Genomic DNA, 16,285 nt, shown 5'->3' on the forward strand with positions numbered 1-16,285 from the left:
AGGAAGTGACCGCAATGGTCCGTAGCGTTGTTCTTGTCCGAGGGAGCAGGAACCCGTAGCAGGACCCAGCGAAAGGCCATGACGATGACCACGACCACCACCCCCGCCGCCGCCACCCCCGCCGCCACGCAGAACCTCACCGGCGAGCGCGCCGACCTCCTGGCGGCCCTGGAGAAGCAGCGGCACTTCCTGCGCTTCACCACCCGCGACCTCACCGACGAGCAGGTCGGCCTGCGGACGTGTGCGAGCGAGCTGTGCCTGGGCGGCCTGATCAAGCACGTGACCAGCGTCGAGCGGCTCTGGGCGGAGTTCATCGTGCAGGGCCCGTCCGCGATGCCCGACTTCACCGCCTGGACCGAGGAGGACTTCGCCCGCCGCGCGGACGAGTTCCGCATGCTGCCGGGCGAGACGCTGGCCGGTGTCCTCGCGGCGTACGCCGAGGTGGCCGTGCGCACCGACGAGCTGGTGGCCACCCTCCCCGACCTGGACGCCACCCAGCCGCTGCCGAAGGCCCCGTGGTTCGAGGCGGACGCCGAGTGGTCGGCCCGCCGGGTGCTGCTGCACATCGCCAACGAGACGGCCCAGCACGCCGGTCACGCCGACATCATCCGCGAGTCCCTGGACGGCGCGAAGAGCATGGGCTGAGCCCGGCCGGCGGGACGGCAACGGGGCCCGTCGACAGCAGTCGCCGGGCCCCGCCCCCTGCACCGCGCCCCCGGACCGCCCCGCCCGGAACCGCCCTCAGGCCTGCCCGACGAAGGTGAACCCTGCCCCGTCGACGACGCGGCGGACCAGGGCCTCGTCCAGCGGCTGCGCGGAGGCCACGGTGACCCGTCCGCTCGGCGCGTCGGCACTGACGTCGGTGACGCCCGGCAGGACGGCGAGCCCGGCGCTGACCGTCTTCTCGCAGTGGCCGCAGCTCATGCCGTCGACGGTGAAAACAGCGGTGGTGGACATGACGGCGCCTCCGATGGCAGCTCGCTCGGGACAGGGCCGACCCGGACGGATCGACCCGCCCTACGACACCCGAATCCGACGGCGCCGCCCAGGGACACGCCGCCGGGGTGACACCATCGAGCGGTTCCGGGAACCACCCGGGCCTCCCGTCCGACAGGGGCCGGCACCGTGGCGCACGCCACCGCCCGAACCGCGAAGGTGCCCCGTACCGCGAAGGCGCCCTGAACCGTCGCCGCACCCCGCCCCGTTCCTCCAGGTACCACCCTTTCGCACGACCGGGCGACGGCCCGGTCGCCGATCGGCCGCCCCGGCCCGCCGATCCCGTCCTGGAGCACTTCCGCCATGTCCACCCTGGCCCCGATCCACGCCCGACCGGACACCACCGCCCTCCTGATGGCCCACGCCGCCCTGCGCGGCGTGTACGGCCATCTGGCCGCGGCGGGAGCGGGCCGGTGAGGGCGCCCGAGCGGTTGCGCCGCTGGAAGCCCCGGCACACTCTGCCCGCCCTCGCGCTGGTCGCGGCGCTGACCGCCGGGCTGCTCTGGTGGCAGCCGTGGAGCGGCGGGGACGGTGACCGGCTGGCGTTCACCACCGCGCCGGGCGGCTCCGCCCGCTTCGGCACCGGCGAGCACCTGTACCGCTACAAGGTGCGGGTGGAGGACGGGATCGCGGAGAGCCCGGCGCAGTTCGCCGCCGAGGTGGACGCGGTCCTCGGCGACGTCCGGCACGGCTGGGCGGCCGGCGGCACGGCCTCGTTCCAGCGGATGCCCGCCGACCCGGTGGACTTCACCGTCTACCTGGCCACCCCGAAGTCCACCGACCGGATCTGCGGCCAGTACGGGCTGGACACCGGCGGCTGGGTGAACTGCGGCGTCACCCACCAGGTGGTCGTCAACCTCACCCGCTGGACCGAGTTGTCCGAGTTCTACCAGGGCAGGCCCGAGCAGTACCACGCGCTGGCCGTCAACCACGAGGTCGGCCACATCCTCGGCAACGGCCACGTCGACTGCCCCGGCCCGGGCGCCCCGGCACCGGTGATGATGCAGCAGATCAAGGGGCTGCACGGCTGCGTCCCCAACGGCTGGCCGTACTCGGACACCGGCACCCTGCTCACCGGCCCGCCCGTCCAGGCCCCCACCAACGCCCCGTAGCCGGCCCGCACGCCGCCGCACACCGCCGAGCGGCACAACCCGGCACCGACGGCCTCACGACACCGCACGGGGCGAACCACCCACCCCCCTCCCGACCCACCCGCCCGAAACACGGATAATCCTGGTCGGACCGGACGCACCCGCACCGCGCGCCCGGTCCCGGTCGTGTTCCCAGTCGGTGCCGGTGGAGGAGAAGCGTTGAACGGTGTGCCCGGCGGGGAGTACCTGGACTGGCCGGTCCTGCTGGAGGCCGCCGAGGCGGCCGCCCGGGCGACCACGGGCCGGGGCCGGGTCGCCGACTACATCCCGGCCCTCGCCACCGCCGACCCGGAGGCCTTCGGCATGGCCGTCGCCACCGTCGAGGGGGAGCTGCACGGTGTCGGGGACTGGCAGCGGCCGTTCTCCGTCCAGAGCGTCTCGAAGCTGTTCTCGCTCGCCCTCGCGGTGGCCTACGGCGGTGACACCCTCTGGCAGGGCGTCGGCCGCGAGCCGTCCGGCAACCCGTTCAACTCCCTGGTGCAGCTGGAGACCGAGCACGGCATCCCGCGCAACCCGTTCATCAACGCGGGCGCCCTGGTGGTCACCGACCGGCTCCACACCATGACCGGCGACGCCTCGGGCGCGGTACGGGAGTTCCTGCGCCGCGAGTCCGGCAACCCGCTGCTGGACACCGACCCGGTGGTCGCCGCCTCGGAGGCCGAGCACGGCCACCGCAACGCCGCGCTGGCCCACTTCATCGCCAGCCACGGCAACCTGGAGAACCCGGTCGAGACCGTCCTGGAGCACTACTACGCCCACTGCGCCGTCGCGACCAGCTGCCGCGACCTGGTGCTGGCCGGCTCCTTCCTCGCCCGGTACGGCGTGCGCGCCGACGGCACCCGGCTGATGTCCCGCAGCGAGACCAAGCGGATCAACGCCGTCCTGCTCACCTGCGGCACCTACGACGCCGCCGGCGAGTTCGCGTTCCGCGTGGGCCTGCCCGGCAAGAGCGGCGTCGGCGGCGGCATCCTCGCGATACTCCCCGGTCGCGCCGCCGTCTGCGCCTGGGGCCCGCGCCTGGACCAGGCCGGCAACTCCGTCGCCGCGGTCGCCGCCCTGGACACCCTGACCACCCTGTCCGGCTGCTCGGTCTTCTGACCCGCGGACAGCGGAACGCGGGCCCCGGCCGTCCGCACAGCGACCGGGACCCGCGGGTCCGTGACGAGCGCCCTCCTCTCCGAGGACGCCCTCCTCCGAGGCTCCGGGGGACTACTCCACCGTCACGCTCTTCGCGAGGTTGCGCGGCTTGTCCACGTCCCGCCCCAGGGCGACGGCGGCGTGGTAGGCGAGCAGCTGGAGCGGGATGTTGAGCAGCAGCGGGTCCAGCTCGGGCTCGCTCTTGGGCACCAGGATGCAGTGGTCCGCGAGCTTCTCCTCGGGCCGCCGGTGGCCGACGGCGATGACCCGCCCGGAGCGGGCCTTGATCTCGCCCAGCGTGGTGAGGTTCTTGTCCAGCAGCTCGTCGTCCGGAACCAGTGCCACGGTGGGCAGTTCGGGGCTGATCAGCGCCAGCGGGCCGTGCTTGAGCTCGCTCGCCGGGTAGGCCTCGGCGTGCACGTAGGAGATCTCCTTGAGCTTCTGCGCGCCCTCGCGGGCCACCGGGTAGCCGCGCACCCGGCCGATGAACATCATGCCTGCGGAGTCGGCGTACTCGGCGGCGAGTCCGGCGATGGCCTCGCTCTGCTCCAGCACCTCGCGGATCTGGTCGGGCAGCGCCTTGAGCGCGGAAACGATCCGGCGCCCGTCGGCGGGCGACAGGTCGTGGATGCGCCCGAAGTGCAGGGCGAGCAGCGCGAAGGCGACCACGGTGGAGGTGAACGCCTTGGTGGAGGCGACCGAGACCTCCGGACCGGCGTGCAGGTAGATACCGCCGTCACACTCTCGGGCGATAGCACTGCCCACCGTGTTGACGACGCCGAGCACCCGGCCGCCCTTGCGCTTGACCTCCTGGACGGCGGCCAGCGTGTCGTAGGTCTCGCCGGACTGGCTGACCGCGACGTACAGGGTGTCCGCCTCGATCACCGGGTTCCGGTAGCGGAACTCGGAGGCCGGCTCGCTGTGCGCGGGGATCCGGGCCAGCTCCTCGATCAGCTGCGCGCCCATCTCGCCCGCGTAGTAGGCCGATCCGCAGCCGAGGATCTTCACCCGGCGGATCTCGCGCAGCTCCCGGGCGTCCAGGTTGAGGCCGCCGAGGTGCGCGGTGGCGAAGCGCTCGTCGAGCCGGCCGCTCAGGGTGCGCTCGACCGAGCCGGGCTGCTCGTGGATCTCCTTGAGCAGGAAGTGCTCGAAGCCGCCGGTGTCGTAGGAGTCGAACTCCCAGTCCACGGTGGACGGCTGGCGGTGCGTGGTGCGGGCGTCCTCGGTGAAGGTCCGGAAGCCGTCGGCCCGGACGGTGGCCAGCTCGCCGTCCTCCAGGTGGACGACCTGGCGGGTGTAGCGGACCAGCGCGGAGACGTCCGAGGCGGCGAACATCTCCTTCTCGCCGATGCCCAGCACGATCGGGCTGCCGTTGCGGGCGACGACGATCCGGTCCGGCCGCTCGGCGTCGAGCACCGCGATGCCGTAGGTGCCGACCACCCGGCCGAGCGCGGCCCGCACGGCGTCCTCCAGCTCGACGCCCTCGGCCACGTTCGCGGCGATCAGATGGGCGAGCACCTCGGTGTCGGTCTCGGAGCGGAACACCGCGCCGTCGGCGGCGAGCTTGGCGCGCAGCTCGTCGGCGTTCTCGATGATGCCGTTGTGGACGACGGCGATCCGCTCGGCGTTGTCCAGGTGCGGGTGCGCGTTGGCGTCACTGGGGACGCCGTGGGTGGCCCAGCGGGTGTGGCCGATGCCGGTGGTGCCCTTGAACCGGGCCGGCACGGCCGCGGCCAGGTCGGCGACCCGGCCCTTCACCTTGCGGAGCTTGATCCCGCCGCTGCGCCCGGTGACGGCGACACCGGCCGAGTCGTAGCCGCGGTACTCCAGCCGCGCCAGCCCCTCCAGCAGGAAGGGGGTCGCGTCCTTGGGGCCGATGTAGGCCACGATTCCGCACATGCGTGGTCTCCTCTTCGAAGTCTTCGGAAGGTCGGGAACGAGGGCGGTCAGCCCGCTGAGGGCAGCGAGGGCGGTGGGCAGCGAGCGCGATGAGGGCGACGGGCGCTCGGCCGCCTCAGCCGTAGACGATCCGCCGCAGCTGGCGGGCCGAGAGCTCCGGCGCCGAGACCCGGCGCTGCGGCAGCTCCTCGGTGAGCCGGGCGAAGATCCGCTCGTTGGTCAGACCGCGTGCCTGGAGCTCGGTGTGGCGGCGGCGCACGTACTCCTCGGTGCTCTCGGAGAAGTACGCCAGCACCTCCGCCACGACCCGCGCCGCCTCCCGGGGCCCGAGCGGGCTGGTCCGGGTGAGGTGGGCGAGGAGGTCTTCGTGGGGGTGGGGTGAGCTCGGCACGAGTGTGGAGCCTAGGTCGGGCCGGCCGCCGAAGCCAAAGTTTCTGCCCGAAATCGGGCAGACATTACGACTTTCAGACCACATCCACGAATCCTTCACATTCGACCGTCGAACGGCCACCCGTTCGCCCCCGTTCCCGAAAGCCCCTTGAAGCGGCGCCAACTCCGCACGTAGCGTGACCCCCTGAACACGAAGCGGAAGACCGGAGGCTTGCTGATGTGCGGGATCACCGGATGGGTCGCGTTCGAGCGCGACCTCACCGCCGAACGGGGGGTCATCGACGCGATGACGGCCACCCAGGCCCGCCGCGGCCCGGACGCCGGCGGCGTCCACCTGGAGCCGCACGCCGTGCTCGGCCACCGCCGGCTCGCGGTGATCGACATCGCGGGCGGCGTCCAACCGATGACGGTCGAGCACGACGGCCGGACGCTGGCCGTGCTCACCTACAGCGGCGAGGTCTACAACCACCGCGAACTGCGCGCGGAACTGGAGGCGGCCGGGCACCGCTTCCGCACCCGCAGCGACACCGAGGTCGTGCTGCGCGCCTACCTGGAGTGGGGCGAGCACCTGGCCGAGCGGCTCAACGGCATGTTCGCCTTCGCGGTCTGGGACATCCGGCGCGAGGAGCTGCTGCTGGTCCGCGACCGGATGGGCGTCAAACCCCTGTACTACCACCGCACCCCGGACGGCGTGGTCTTCGGCTCCGAGGTCAAGGCCCTGTTCGCCCACCCCGCCGTCCGCCCGGTGGTGGACCTGGACGGGCTGCGCGAACTGCTCGGCTACGCCCGCACCCCGGGGCTCACCCCGTACCGGGACATCCACGAGGTCCGGCCCGGGCACGTCGTGCGGGTGCGCCGCGAGGGCCTCTCGGTCCGCCGCTACTGGGCGCTGGAGGCGCGCGAGCACCGCGACAGCCTGGAGGCCACGGTCGCCACCGTCCGGGCCCTGCTGGACGACATCGTGCACCGTCAGCTGGAGGCGGACGTCCCGCTCTGCTCGCTGCTCTCCGGCGGCCTAGACTCCAGCGCCGTCACCGCCCTGGCCGCCCGGACCCTGGGCGCGGCCGGGGCCGGCCCGGTGCGCTCCTTCTCCGTCGGCTTCGCCGGGCAGAGCGAGACCTTCAACGCCAACGACGTCCGGCAGACCCAGGACGGCCCGTTCGCCCGGCTGCTCGCCGACCACGTCGGCGCCAACCACAGCGTCGTCGAGCTGGACGCGGCCGACCTGACGGACCCGGCCCGGCGCTCCGTCGTGCTGCGCGCCCGTGACCTGCCCAACGGCGTCGGCGACATGGACACCTCGCTGCTGCTGCTCTTCCGGGGCGTGCGCCGCCACTCCACCGTCGCGCTGTCCGGCGAGTCGGCGGACGAGCTCTTCGGCGGCTACCGCTGGTTCCACGACCCGGCCACCATCGCCGTCGACGACTTCCCCTGGGCGCTCGGCCTCACCGGCATCGCCGGCGGCGGAGCCACCCCGCGCGAGCACCTCCTGGACGCCGAACTGCTCCGCAAGCTCGACCTGGACGGCTACCGCAGGGCCCGCTACCGCGAGGCGGTCGCCGAGGTCCCGCACCTGCCGGAGGCGGATCCGCTCGAACGGCGGATGCGCGAGATCTCGTACCTCAACCTGACCCGCTTCGTCTGCATCCTGCTCGACCGCAAGGACCGGATGAGCATGGCCAACGGCCTGGAGGTGCGGGTGCCGTTCTGCGACCACCGGCTGGTCCAGTACGTCTTCAACGCCCCGTGGGCGATGAAGTCCTTCGACGGGCGGGAGAAGAGCCTGCTGCGCGCCGCCGTCCGGGACGTGCTGCCGGCCGCGGTCGCCGAGCGGGCGAAGAGCCCGTACCCGGTCACCACCGACCCGCACTACCCGGCGAAGCTGCGCGCCGAACTGGCCCGGCTGGCCGTCGAGCGCACCTCCCCGGCCCTGGACCTGCTCGACCGGCGGCGCCTCGCCGACGCGCTCGCCCCGGACACCGACCCGCAGTCCGTCCGGCTGGCCGTCGACCTCGCGCTGGACTTCGACGCCTGGCTGACGGAGTACCGGGTGACGCTGGAGCTCTGACCGCCGGGGCCCGAACGCGTGTGGGGCGCGGGTGCCGCCACCCGAACGGCGCACCCGGCGACGCCCGCGCCCCCGTACTCCGTCCGGGTGATTGTGCGGAACCATCCCGCCGGGCCCGGAGGTCCCACGGTGCGATAGCGTCGCCGACACCTCCCGAATGGCGGGCGAAATCGCGGCTTACCGCTCACGTGCCGTCAGGATGGGAGCGAAACGTTCACCTCGATCCGCCGGGGGATCCCGTCATGCAGCCGCGAGTCTTCGCGATTCTCACCGCCCTGCTCCTGGGCGTCCTGGGCCTGGGGTCGGTGGCCGTCACCGACTGGTCGCCCGCGGCGGCCACCGCGTCCCTGACCGCCGTCGCCCCCGGGGGCCCCGCCGCCGGCGCCCGGCCGGCCGCGGCCGGCCCCGCGAGCGCCACCCCGACCGGCGACCCCGCCGTGTGGACCCGCTCCACGCTGCGCAACAAGGTGATGGCCGAGATGGACGCCACCGACCCCGGTGTCGCCCTGGCCGACCTCGACAAGATCACCAAGGAGAAGCCGTACACCGTGCGCTTCTGCCACCCGATCGCGCACGAGCTCGGCCACGCGGCGGTCAAGCGCTTCAACGCCGACTTCCAGAAGGTCATCTCCTTCCCGCACGAGACCTGCGCGGCCGGCTACCTGCACGGCGCGGTCGAGGAGATGCTCAACGCCTCCACCCAGCCCGAGACGGACCTGCTCAAGCTCTGCGCGCCCAAGAACACCGGGCCCTGCATCCACGGCGTCGGCCACGGCACCATGTTCGTCGCCAAGCAGGACGTCGCCAAGGCGCGCGACCTGTGCAACAAGTTCCCCTCCGACCAGAACCGGATCCGCTGCTCCGAGGGCCTGTTCATGCAGCTCTTCGGCCCGGACGAGGAGGACGAGCAGGCCAAGGCCAACCTGCCCGCCGACAAGCTCGCCCAGGACCCGCTCTACCCGTGCAAGGACCAGCCGTCGCTGTTCCAGTCGGCCTGCTTCTTCTACGCCCCGACCTTCTTCCTCTCCTCGCACGACTACCCGAACCACCCCGAGGTCTACGCCGAGGCCCTCAAGTGGTGCCTCAACGGCAAGGCCAGCGGCGGGGCGGTGGACTGCAGCCGCGGTGTCGGCTCGCGCACCATGAAGTACAACCTGGACCGCGAGGACTGGGCGTCCGAGCAGTGCGCGACCGCCGCCGACGGCTGGCAGCGCAAGGCCTGCGCCGAGGGCCTGGTCAGCTACTACACGGTCAACTACACCGACGGGGGCGCGGCCGGACGGCTCTGCGCCAAGATCACCAACAAGGAGATGCAGGGCTACTGCCGCTCGGCGAGCGGCCTGTCCAGCTCACTGGACTGACGCCCCCGGTCCCCCGGACCGACGCCCCCGGGTCTCAGCAAGCAGGCTCGCACCGCACGGTGCGGGCCTGCTTGCGTAGGATCACCCGATCATCGCCTGACCCGGGTGCGCCAAGGACGCCGCGCCTCGCCCAGCCCGTCCCCCGGCCTCCCTGGAGCACGCCATGACCACCGAGGACTCCCCCGGCACCGACGTCACCGACGCCGACTTCACCGACGCCGATTTCCGCCGTGCCGCCCACGCCACCGCCGACCTCGTCTCCGACTACCTCGCCGACCTGCCCGGACGCCCGGTCTGGCAGCCCATGGACGAGACCGCCCGCCGGGCCCTGCTCGACGCCCCGCTGCCCGCCGAGGGCCGCCCGCTCGACGAGCTGATCGGCGCCATCGGACGGGACGTCCTGCCGTACCCGATGGGCAACGGCAACCCGCGCTTCTTCGGCTGGGTCAACTCCGCCCCCGCCCCCGCCGGGGTGCTCGCCACCCTCGCCGCCTCCGCGATGAACCCCAGCTCGGCCGGCGGCGACCACGCCGACGTCCACCTGGAGCGCGCCGTGGTCCGCTGGATAGCCGAACTGGTCGGCTTCCCGCACCCGGCCGGCGGCGGCCTGCTCACCTCCGGCACCTCGATGGCGACCATCGTCTGCCTCGCCGCCGCCCGCGACCGCGCCGCCCGGCGGGCCGGCCGGGACGTCCGCGAGGAGGGCCTGGCGGGCCTGCCGCCGCTGGTCGGCTACGTCACCGGCGAGACCCACTCCTGCGTCCGCAAGGCCGCCGAGCTGCTCGGCCTCGGCAGCCGGCAGCTGCGCACCGTGGCCACCGGCCCCGACGGCCGGCTGGACACCGCCGACCTGCGAGCGGCCGTCGAGCGCGACCGCGCGGCCGGCCTGCTGCCCTTCCTGGTGGTCGCCTCGGCCGGCACCGTCGGCGCCGGCGCGGTGGACGGGTTCGGCCCGATCGCCGACCTCTGCGAGGAGCAGGGCCTCTGGATGCACGTGGACGGCGCGTACGGCGCCTTCGGCCGGCTCGACCCGGCCATCGCCCACCGCTACGCCGGGCTGGAGCGCGCCGACTCGCTCGCCCTCGACCCGCACAAGTGGCTCGGCGTCCCGGTCGACTGCGGCTGCGCGCTGGTCCGCGACACCGAGGAGCTGCGCGGCACCTTCAGCCTCGTCCCGTCCTACCTGCGCGACGAGTCGGCCGGCGCGCTCGGCTGGTTCTCCGAGTACGGCACCGAGCAGACCCGCCCCTTCCGGGCCCTCAAGGTCTGGGCCACCATCGCCCACAAGGGCCGGGCCGGGCTCGCCCGGGACATCGCCCGGTGCACCGCACTGGCCCGCAGGCTCGGCGAACTCGTCGAAACAGACGAGGAGTTGGAGCTGCTCGCCGAGGTGCAGACCTCGATCGTGGCGTTCCGCCACCGCGCCCCCGGCCGGGACGGGGCCGCCCGCGACGCCCTCAACCGCGACCTCCCCGCCGCCGTCCAGCGTCGCGGCCGGGTCTTCGTCACCGGCGCCCGCCTGGACGGCGCCGAACTGCTCCGCGCCTGCCTCCTCAACGCCGCCACGACGGAGGCCGACCTCCACCTCCTGCTCGCCGAGGTCAAGGCCGCGGCCCGCGACCTGCTCGGCTAGACCACCGGCGGCCCGGCCTCCCGACTTTGCCCCGCGCGTTCCTCCCGTAACACCCCGGCGCGGACCGTAACCGGCCGGTCACGACGGATGCCCGACCGGGAAACACCGGTCGGGCACGGTGGTGGCATGGAGCATTCGAAGCCCTCTCCCCTCCGTGCCCCCGCCGGCCCCGGTGCCCGACGCACCCACCGCTGGCGCCGTGACACCGTCGAACTCGCCGCCGTCTTCCTCTCCGTCACGGCGGCCGACCTCATCGCCAAGATCGTCGTCCACGGCCCGGACGGCCCGGTCGTCGTGGCCGCCTCCGCGCTCGCCCTGCTCGCCACCGCCCTGCTCCACAGCTGGTGGTCACCGCACGCCCCGCCCCCGGTCGCGCTCTGGCGGGTGCGCACCACGGCCCTCGCCCACACCGGCACGACGCTCGCCGACCACCGGATCACCCTGCTCTCCGTCCACCCCCACCCCGCCGCCGACGAGCTCTACCTCCGCACCGAGCACCCGGTGACCCCGGCCGTCCTGACGACGCTGCTGACCGCCACCGGCCACACCCTCCAGGACGCGCCGACCCGCATCGCCTGAGCCGTCGCCTCAGGCCGGGCCCGGGTCGTTGGGGTGCGGTTCGAGCGGGGTCACCACGACGGTCATCCACGGCCGCAGCGGGAGGCTGCCGAGCACCTCCGCGCGCAGCCGGGCCTCGTCGGCCGCCAGCCAGACGCCGATGCTGCGCCGTTCGCCGACCGGGCGCCACAGCCTGGCCAGGTGGCCGGTGGCGGCGAGCTCGCGGGCGCGGACGGCCTCGGCGGCGCGCCGCCGGTCGACCTCCTCCTCGGCGGTGCCCTCGGGGACGCTGGTGGTGATCTCGACCAGGAACTCCTGCACGGTCTTACTCCCTTCTCGCCCCCCGCCCCGCCCCCGCCCCCTCATCGTCGGCCCGGCACCCGACCGCCGCCACGACCGGCCCGCGCCCGGTGGGCCGGCCGGGCGAATCCGGAGCCGGCCTCCGGCGGCCCCGCACCCGGCGCGGGCCCGGGATCCGGCTCCGCCGGCGGCGGCCCGAGGACGGCGGCCACCGCCGGCGGCGGATTCCCGGGAGGCGTCAGCCCTTGTCGGCCGGCTGCACGACGCAGACGGCCTCGCCGAGCATCGGCCCGAAGCCGCCGAGCAGGGCGCCGAGCACCTGGTGGCAGGTGGCGGCCTCCTCGGGCGTCTTGGGGCCGTTGCTGTCGGCGGCGGCCGACTGGGCGAGGGCGAGCGGCAGGGCGAGCAGCAGGGCGCAACAGGCGGTGGCCAGTGCGGAGTTCTTCACGGACATCGGAAAGCCCCTTCGGAGGAGACGGGATCGGCGGAAAAGCCGAGCCATCCCTATCCGAAGGGGCTCCCCCGCTCACGGATCCTGAGCCATCCGTGAGCGTGTCCACATCATCCGATCAGCGGCCCGGGGGCTCCCCGGGGCCCGTCCGTTCCACCTCCCGGATCGCGGCGGCCAGCTCGGTCACCCCGTGCTCCCGCAGCACCCCGTAGTGGTCGCCCGCCAGGTCGACCACGGTGGGCGGGGTCGCGGAGTAGCCGGTGCTGCCCTCGATGAAGGAGTAGTCGTCGCCCGCGGCCTTGAAGACGGTCACCGGCGCCTCCAGCCGCCGCTCGGCGAGCTCGCGGAAGCTGTACTCGAACTCGTAGGTCTCGCCGACGATCCCGGTGATCCGCCGGATCAGCTCCTCGTCCAGCTCCGGCAGCATCCGGTGCACGGAGGCGACGAAGGTCGCCTCGTCCACCGTCTCGGCCAGGCAGCGCTCCAGGTCGGGGCCGCTGATCCGGCCGGCGAACACCCCGAACAGGATGGTCAGGTACGCCGGGTTGGCGTACGAGGCCTCACGGCCCCACGACCGGGCGTCGTCCCGGCGCACCTTCGGGTTGCCGGGGCAGATCAGCAGCAGCCGCTCCACCCGCTGCCCGGCGCGCTCCAGCTGCCAGGCCGCCTCGAAGGCGACCCGGGCGCCGAAGGAGAAGCCCCACAGCGTGTACGGCCCCCGCGGCTGCACCCGGCGCAGCTCGGCGACGTCGGCGGCGGCCATCTCCCGGATGGTCGGGTACGGCGTCTCGCCCGGGTTGATGCCGTGCGCCTGGACGCCGTAGAAGGCCCGGCCCGCACTCGCCTCCCGGCCGAGCGGCCGCAGGTTCATCGGGTAGCCGCCCAGTCCGGGCCAGCAGAACACGGCCCGGTCGGCCGCCCCCGGGTGCAGCGGCACCAGCCGGGAGGCCGCGCTCCCGCCGGTGCCCCCGCCCGCGCGCTCGCCGCCCTCGCCGCAGGCCCGCTCGACGCGCGCGGCCAGGTCGCCCAGCCGGGGGCACTCGAACAGCACCTGGAGCGGCAGCGCGACGCCGAACTCGCGGTTGATCCGGTGCACCAGGGCGACGGCGATCAGCGAGTTCCCGCCGACGGCGAAGAACTCGTCCGTCACCGACACCTCCTGGTACCCCAGCGCCCGCCCCCAGGCCTCGGCCAGCCACCGCTCGTACCCGGTGGCGGGTGCGACGTACGCGCCGCGCACGTCGGCCGTGCGGACGGCCTCGGAGGCGGCCAGCGCCTTGAGGTCCACCTTGCCGTTGGCGGTGAGCGGCAGGGCGTCCATCACCAGCACCCGGTTGGGCAGCATGTAGTCGGGCAGCAGGGTGGCCAGTTGGTCCTTGATCAGCTCGGCCGGCCCCTTCATGTGGACGGTGTCCTCGTGCATGCCCTCGCTGCGGATCTGCTCCTCGCTCACCTTGCCGCCGAGGAAGAAGTAGGACGGTCCCGGGGTGATGCCGCGGCCGGCCAGGATCTCGTCGATGCGGCGCGAAGCGGGCAGCGGGTGGCCGGACTTGGAGCTGTAGCCGGAGGACATGAAGCCCAGCCCCAGGCCGTTGCGCTGGAGGCGGTGCAGCTCGGCGCCGAGCACGATGTACCGCAGCCACTCCTCCTCGGCGCGGGCGACGGCCGTGATGCCGAACGAGGCCCGGGCGTAGACCGCCTGGTTGATCGCGATCACGTGCCGGGACTCCACCACCTCCTCCGAGACGTGCGTCAACTCGCCGTCGGCGTACCGGTAGAGGCCGCCCGGCAGGCCGTCCACCCGGCCCTCGTGGGCCTGGACGTACAGCTCGGTGCCCTCGTCCCGCGCCGGGCCGCCGGCCCGGACGACCGCGAAGGCGCCCAGGTAGTGGTCCTCCCCGGCGACGTCCAGCCGGCCCTTGGCCGCCGGGTCGAGGCCGATCGGGCGCATGTCCAGCCCGCACTCGGGCAGCACCTCCGCCAGGACGCCCAGCATGTGGCCGGTCTCGAACTCCAGCACCTCCCGGATGTTGTTCTTGTAGACCGGCTCGATGGCGCCGTGCTTCCCGGAGAAGTGCAGCGTCAGGTAGGCCCCGCCATCCGGGCCCGGCCGCGCGCCGGCGGGGCCGATCCGGACCAGGACGTGCTCGACCGGGTGGTAGTAGTACAGCCCGGCCGCGAGCCCGTCCAGGCCGCCGGTCTCCAGGTACAGCTGGGTCGCGTACAGCGCGCCGGGCGAGGCGTAAGCGTACTTGGGCAGCAGCCGCTCCTCGCTGTGGAACTGGCCGAACCACCGCAGGACGCGGCCGAGTTCGGGCAGGCTCAGCAGTTCCAGGTCGCGGCCGAAGGTGCGGGTTGGGCGCGGCGCGAGCAGCGCGGTGAGGTCGTCCCGGGTGACCGCGCCGCCGTCGTAGAAGCGGTAGCTCTTGCGGGCGAAGGCCTCCCGGCGCTGGGCGTCGGTCTCCTTCCGGCCGGGCAGCCCGATCCGCTCGCGGCCCGCCAGCCGGGCCCGGTCGCGCAGGCCCGGGTCGGACAGCTGGGCCTTGACCTGGAGCTTGCTGGCCTTGGACTGGTGGTGGCCGCCGTGGCTGCCCTGGTCCATCAGGGCGGCCTCGCGCGGGTTGAGCTCGACGCAGGCGACCAGGTTCGGGTGCCCGGTGCGATCGTCCCCGGTGACGACCGCGGCCGAGCGGCGCACCCAGGTGTGCTCCTCGATCGCGCGGGCGATCTCGTCCAGCTCGACCCGGTACCCGCGCAGCTTGACCTGGTTGTCCACCCGGCCGGCGAACTGGAGGGTGCCGTCCGGGTTCCACCGCACCAGGTCGCCGGTGCGGTACAGCCGCTCGCCGGGGGCGAACGGGGAGCGGACGAACCGCTCCGCGGTCAGCTCCGGCCGGTTCAGGTAGCCGCGGGCCAGCTGGACGCCGCCGATGTACAGCTCGCCGACGCCGTCGGCGGCGACCGGCCGCAGCTGCTCGTCGAGGACGTGGCACTGGGTGTCGGCCACCGGTCGGCCGATCGGCACCGAGCCGGCGCCGTCGGCCGGATCGGCCGGGTCGACCAGGTGCCAGGTGGCGTTGATGGTGCACTCGGTCGGGCCGTACAGGTTGACCAGCGCCGCCTGCGGGAGGGCGCGGCCCAGGTCGCGGGCGAGCCGCCGGGAGAGCGCCTCACCGCCGGAGAACACCCGGGTCAGGCCGGTGCAGTCGGCGAAGCCCTCGGTGTCCAGCAGCGCCCGGAGCAGGGTGGGCACGCACTGGAGCGCGGTCACCCCGTGCCGCCGGACGGCGGCGACCAGCGCCTCCGGGTCCCGGTAGAGGCCGGGCGTGCCGGCCGCCACCCGGGCGCCGACGGCCGGGGCGAGGATCTCCCACTGCGCGGCGTCGAAGCTCATCGGGGTCTTCTGCAGCACGGTGGTCCCGGGGGCGAGGTGCCCGGCGGAGCGCATCCAGCGCAGCTGGGAGACCACCGAGCGGTGCTCGATCATCACGCCCTTGGGGCGGCCGGTGCTGCCCGAGGTGTAGATCACATAGGCCAGCGACTCCGGCTCGACGGCCCCCTCGGGCGCTTCCTCGTGTGCCTCCTCCGCCGCTTCCGGCGGCGGAGCGGTGTCCTCGCAGGCCTCGAAGGTGACGACCGCGGTCCCGGCCGGGACCAGCGCGGCCAACCGCTCGCGCAGGTGCGCCTGGGTCAGCACGATCCGGGTGCCGCTGTCCTCGACCATGTAGCGGATCCGGTCCTCGGGGTACTCGGGCGACAGCGGCAGGTAGCCGGCCCCGGCGTACAGCACGCCCCAGGCCCCGGCGACCAGCTCGACGGAGGGCTCGACGTACAGGCCGACGCAGCCGTCCGGGACGGCGCCCAGGCGGCGCAGCAGCGCGGCCAGCCGGCGGGCCGTCCCGGCCAGCTCCTGGAAGGTGAGGCCGCCGCCCTCGCCGAGGACGGCCGGCGCGCCGGGCCGGGTCTGCGCCTGCCGGTCGAGCAGCCCGGTGAGCGCGGTGCCGACCGGGGCCCGGCGGGCGCGCGGGACGGCGGGGGCGCCGGTGGTGGCGGCGGTCTCGGTGGTGGCGGTGGCGGTGGTGGGGACGGACGGGGTGTCGCGCATGGAAACGGCCTTCGGTGCGTGGACGTACGGGTGTGGCCGTACGGGGCGTGGCCTCCTGCTCACCAGGAGCACCGGGGAACGCCATCCACCGTCGGCCGCCCGCTGTCCCACCCGCCTGAGGCACCGGTCGCGACCTGCGCCGATGCCGTCCCGGGCGGGGGCCCGCCCTGTCCCACCCCGCCCGGCCGCGCACCCGGGCATTCGCCCGTTCACGATCACGTAACCGAACGGAAGCG

General features: G+C 74.0%; 13 protein-coding genes. 7 read left to right on the forward strand and 6 right to left on the reverse strand.

What is annotated here, in order from left to right:
- The first annotated feature begins 84 nt into the window (after nt 1–84).
- The gene (locus ACFVU7_RS20160) at nt 85–645 is read left to right on the forward strand and encodes a DinB family protein (RefSeq protein WP_388046401.1); all 561 of its coding nucleotides are present in this window, start codon (nt 85–87) and stop codon (nt 643–645) included.
- A 96-nt stretch (nt 646–741) separates the two neighbouring features.
- Here ACFVU7_RS20160 and ACFVU7_RS20165 read toward each other — a convergent pair whose 3' ends face one another.
- Nucleotides 742–957, reverse strand: a complete 216-nt coding sequence (locus ACFVU7_RS20165) for a heavy-metal-associated domain-containing protein (protein ID WP_049651651.1) — start codon at nt 955–957, stop codon at nt 742–744.
- 452 nt (nt 958–1,409) lie between these two features.
- Here ACFVU7_RS20165 and ACFVU7_RS20170 point away from each other — a divergent pair, with 452 nt between their 5' ends.
- Together ACFVU7_RS20170 and ACFVU7_RS20175 are read left to right on the forward strand one after the other, a co-directional pair.
- Complete coding sequence (locus tag ACFVU7_RS20170) at nt 1,410–2,108, forward strand: DUF3152 domain-containing protein (protein ID WP_388046279.1); 699 nt, start codon at nt 1,410–1,412, stop codon at nt 2,106–2,108.
- Between the two features lie 198 nt (nt 2,109–2,306).
- Nucleotides 2,307–3,245, forward strand: coding sequence for a glutaminase (locus ACFVU7_RS20175; protein ID WP_369808293.1), 939 nt, complete (start codon nt 2,307–2,309; stop codon nt 3,243–3,245).
- 111 nt (nt 3,246–3,356) lie between these two features.
- Here the strand turns inward: ACFVU7_RS20175 and glmS are convergent, their stop codons facing one another.
- The gene (glmS, locus tag ACFVU7_RS20180) at nt 3,357–5,183 is read right to left on the reverse strand and encodes a glutamine--fructose-6-phosphate transaminase (isomerizing) (protein WP_388046281.1); all 1,827 of its coding nucleotides are present in this window, start codon (nt 5,181–5,183) and stop codon (nt 3,357–3,359) included.
- A gap of 115 nt (nt 5,184–5,298) precedes the next feature.
- Nucleotides 5,299–5,574 carry a hypothetical protein gene (locus ACFVU7_RS20185; protein ID WP_049651654.1) on the reverse strand — a complete coding sequence of 92 codons (276 nt, stop codon included), beginning with the start codon at nt 5,572–5,574 and terminating at the stop codon, nt 5,299–5,301.
- 216 nt (nt 5,575–5,790) lie between these two features.
- On the opposite strand from ACFVU7_RS20185, the gene asnB reads away from it, so the two are divergent.
- The 4 genes from asnB (at nt 5,791) to ACFVU7_RS20205 (ending at nt 11,214) form a co-directional block, all read left to right on the forward strand.
- A complete protein-coding gene (asnB, locus tag ACFVU7_RS20190; RefSeq protein WP_074004552.1) occupies nt 5,791–7,641 on the forward strand; it encodes an asparagine synthase (glutamine-hydrolyzing) in 1,851 nt (616 codons plus the stop codon).
- 242 nt (nt 7,642–7,883) lie between these two features.
- Nucleotides 7,884–9,002, forward strand: a complete 1,119-nt coding sequence (locus ACFVU7_RS20195) for a hypothetical protein (RefSeq protein WP_388046283.1) — start codon at nt 7,884–7,886, stop codon at nt 9,000–9,002.
- A 163-nt stretch (nt 9,003–9,165) separates the two neighbouring features.
- On the forward strand, nt 9,166–10,635 hold the full coding sequence (locus ACFVU7_RS20200; RefSeq protein WP_388046286.1) for a pyridoxal phosphate-dependent decarboxylase family protein: 1,470 nt from the start codon (nt 9,166–9,168) through the stop codon (nt 10,633–10,635).
- Nucleotides 10,636–10,761: 126 nt separating this feature from the next.
- Nucleotides 10,762–11,214, forward strand: coding sequence for a hypothetical protein (locus ACFVU7_RS20205; RefSeq protein ID WP_049658391.1), 453 nt, complete (start codon nt 10,762–10,764; stop codon nt 11,212–11,214).
- A 9-nt stretch (nt 11,215–11,223) separates the two neighbouring features.
- On the opposite strand, the gene ACFVU7_RS20210 is transcribed toward ACFVU7_RS20205, so the two are convergent.
- The 3 genes from ACFVU7_RS20210 to ACFVU7_RS20220 form a co-directional block, all read right to left on the reverse strand.
- Nucleotides 11,224–11,514, reverse strand: coding sequence for a muconolactone Delta-isomerase family protein (locus tag ACFVU7_RS20210; RefSeq protein WP_388046288.1), 291 nt, complete (start codon nt 11,512–11,514; stop codon nt 11,224–11,226).
- 217 nt (nt 11,515–11,731) lie between these two features.
- Nucleotides 11,732–11,947 carry a hypothetical protein gene (locus tag ACFVU7_RS20215; RefSeq protein ID WP_049658393.1) on the reverse strand — a complete coding sequence of 72 codons (216 nt, stop codon included), beginning with the start codon at nt 11,945–11,947 and terminating at the stop codon, nt 11,732–11,734.
- 115 nt (nt 11,948–12,062) lie between these two features.
- Entirely contained in the window at nt 12,063–16,049 is a 3,987-nt protein-coding gene (locus tag ACFVU7_RS20220) for an amino acid adenylation domain-containing protein (RefSeq protein ID WP_388046291.1), read from the reverse strand.
- Nucleotides 16,050–16,285 lie beyond the last annotated feature (236 nt).

The organism is Kitasatospora sp. NPDC058046 (assembly GCF_042885595.1).
Classification (GTDB): Bacteria; Actinomycetota; Actinomycetes; order Streptomycetales; family Streptomycetaceae; genus Kitasatospora.

Coding starts and splice junctions, on each gene's coding strand:
- ACFVU7_RS20160 (WP_388046401.1), top strand. CDS start 85: ATGACCACGACCACCACCCCCGCCGCCGCCACCCCCGCCGCCACGCAG.
- ACFVU7_RS20165 (WP_049651651.1), bottom strand. CDS start 957: ATGTCCACCACCGCTGTTTTCACCGTCGACGGCATGAGCTGCGGCCAC.
- glmS (WP_388046281.1), bottom strand. CDS start 5,183: ATGTGCGGAATCGTGGCCTACATCGGCCCCAAGGACGCGACCCCCTTC.
- asnB (WP_074004552.1), top strand. CDS start 5,791: ATGTGCGGGATCACCGGATGGGTCGCGTTCGAGCGCGACCTCACCGCC.
- ACFVU7_RS20195 (WP_388046283.1), top strand. CDS start 7,884: ATGCAGCCGCGAGTCTTCGCGATTCTCACCGCCCTGCTCCTGGGCGTC.
- ACFVU7_RS20200 (WP_388046286.1), top strand. CDS start 9,166: ATGACCACCGAGGACTCCCCCGGCACCGACGTCACCGACGCCGACTTC.
- ACFVU7_RS20205 (WP_049658391.1), top strand. CDS start 10,762: ATGGAGCATTCGAAGCCCTCTCCCCTCCGTGCCCCCGCCGGCCCCGGT.
- ACFVU7_RS20215 (WP_049658393.1), bottom strand. CDS start 11,947: ATGTCCGTGAAGAACTCCGCACTGGCCACCGCCTGTTGCGCCCTGCTG.
- ACFVU7_RS20220 (WP_388046291.1), bottom strand. CDS start 16,049: ATGCGCGACACCCCGTCCGTCCCCACCACCGCCACCGCCACCACCGAG.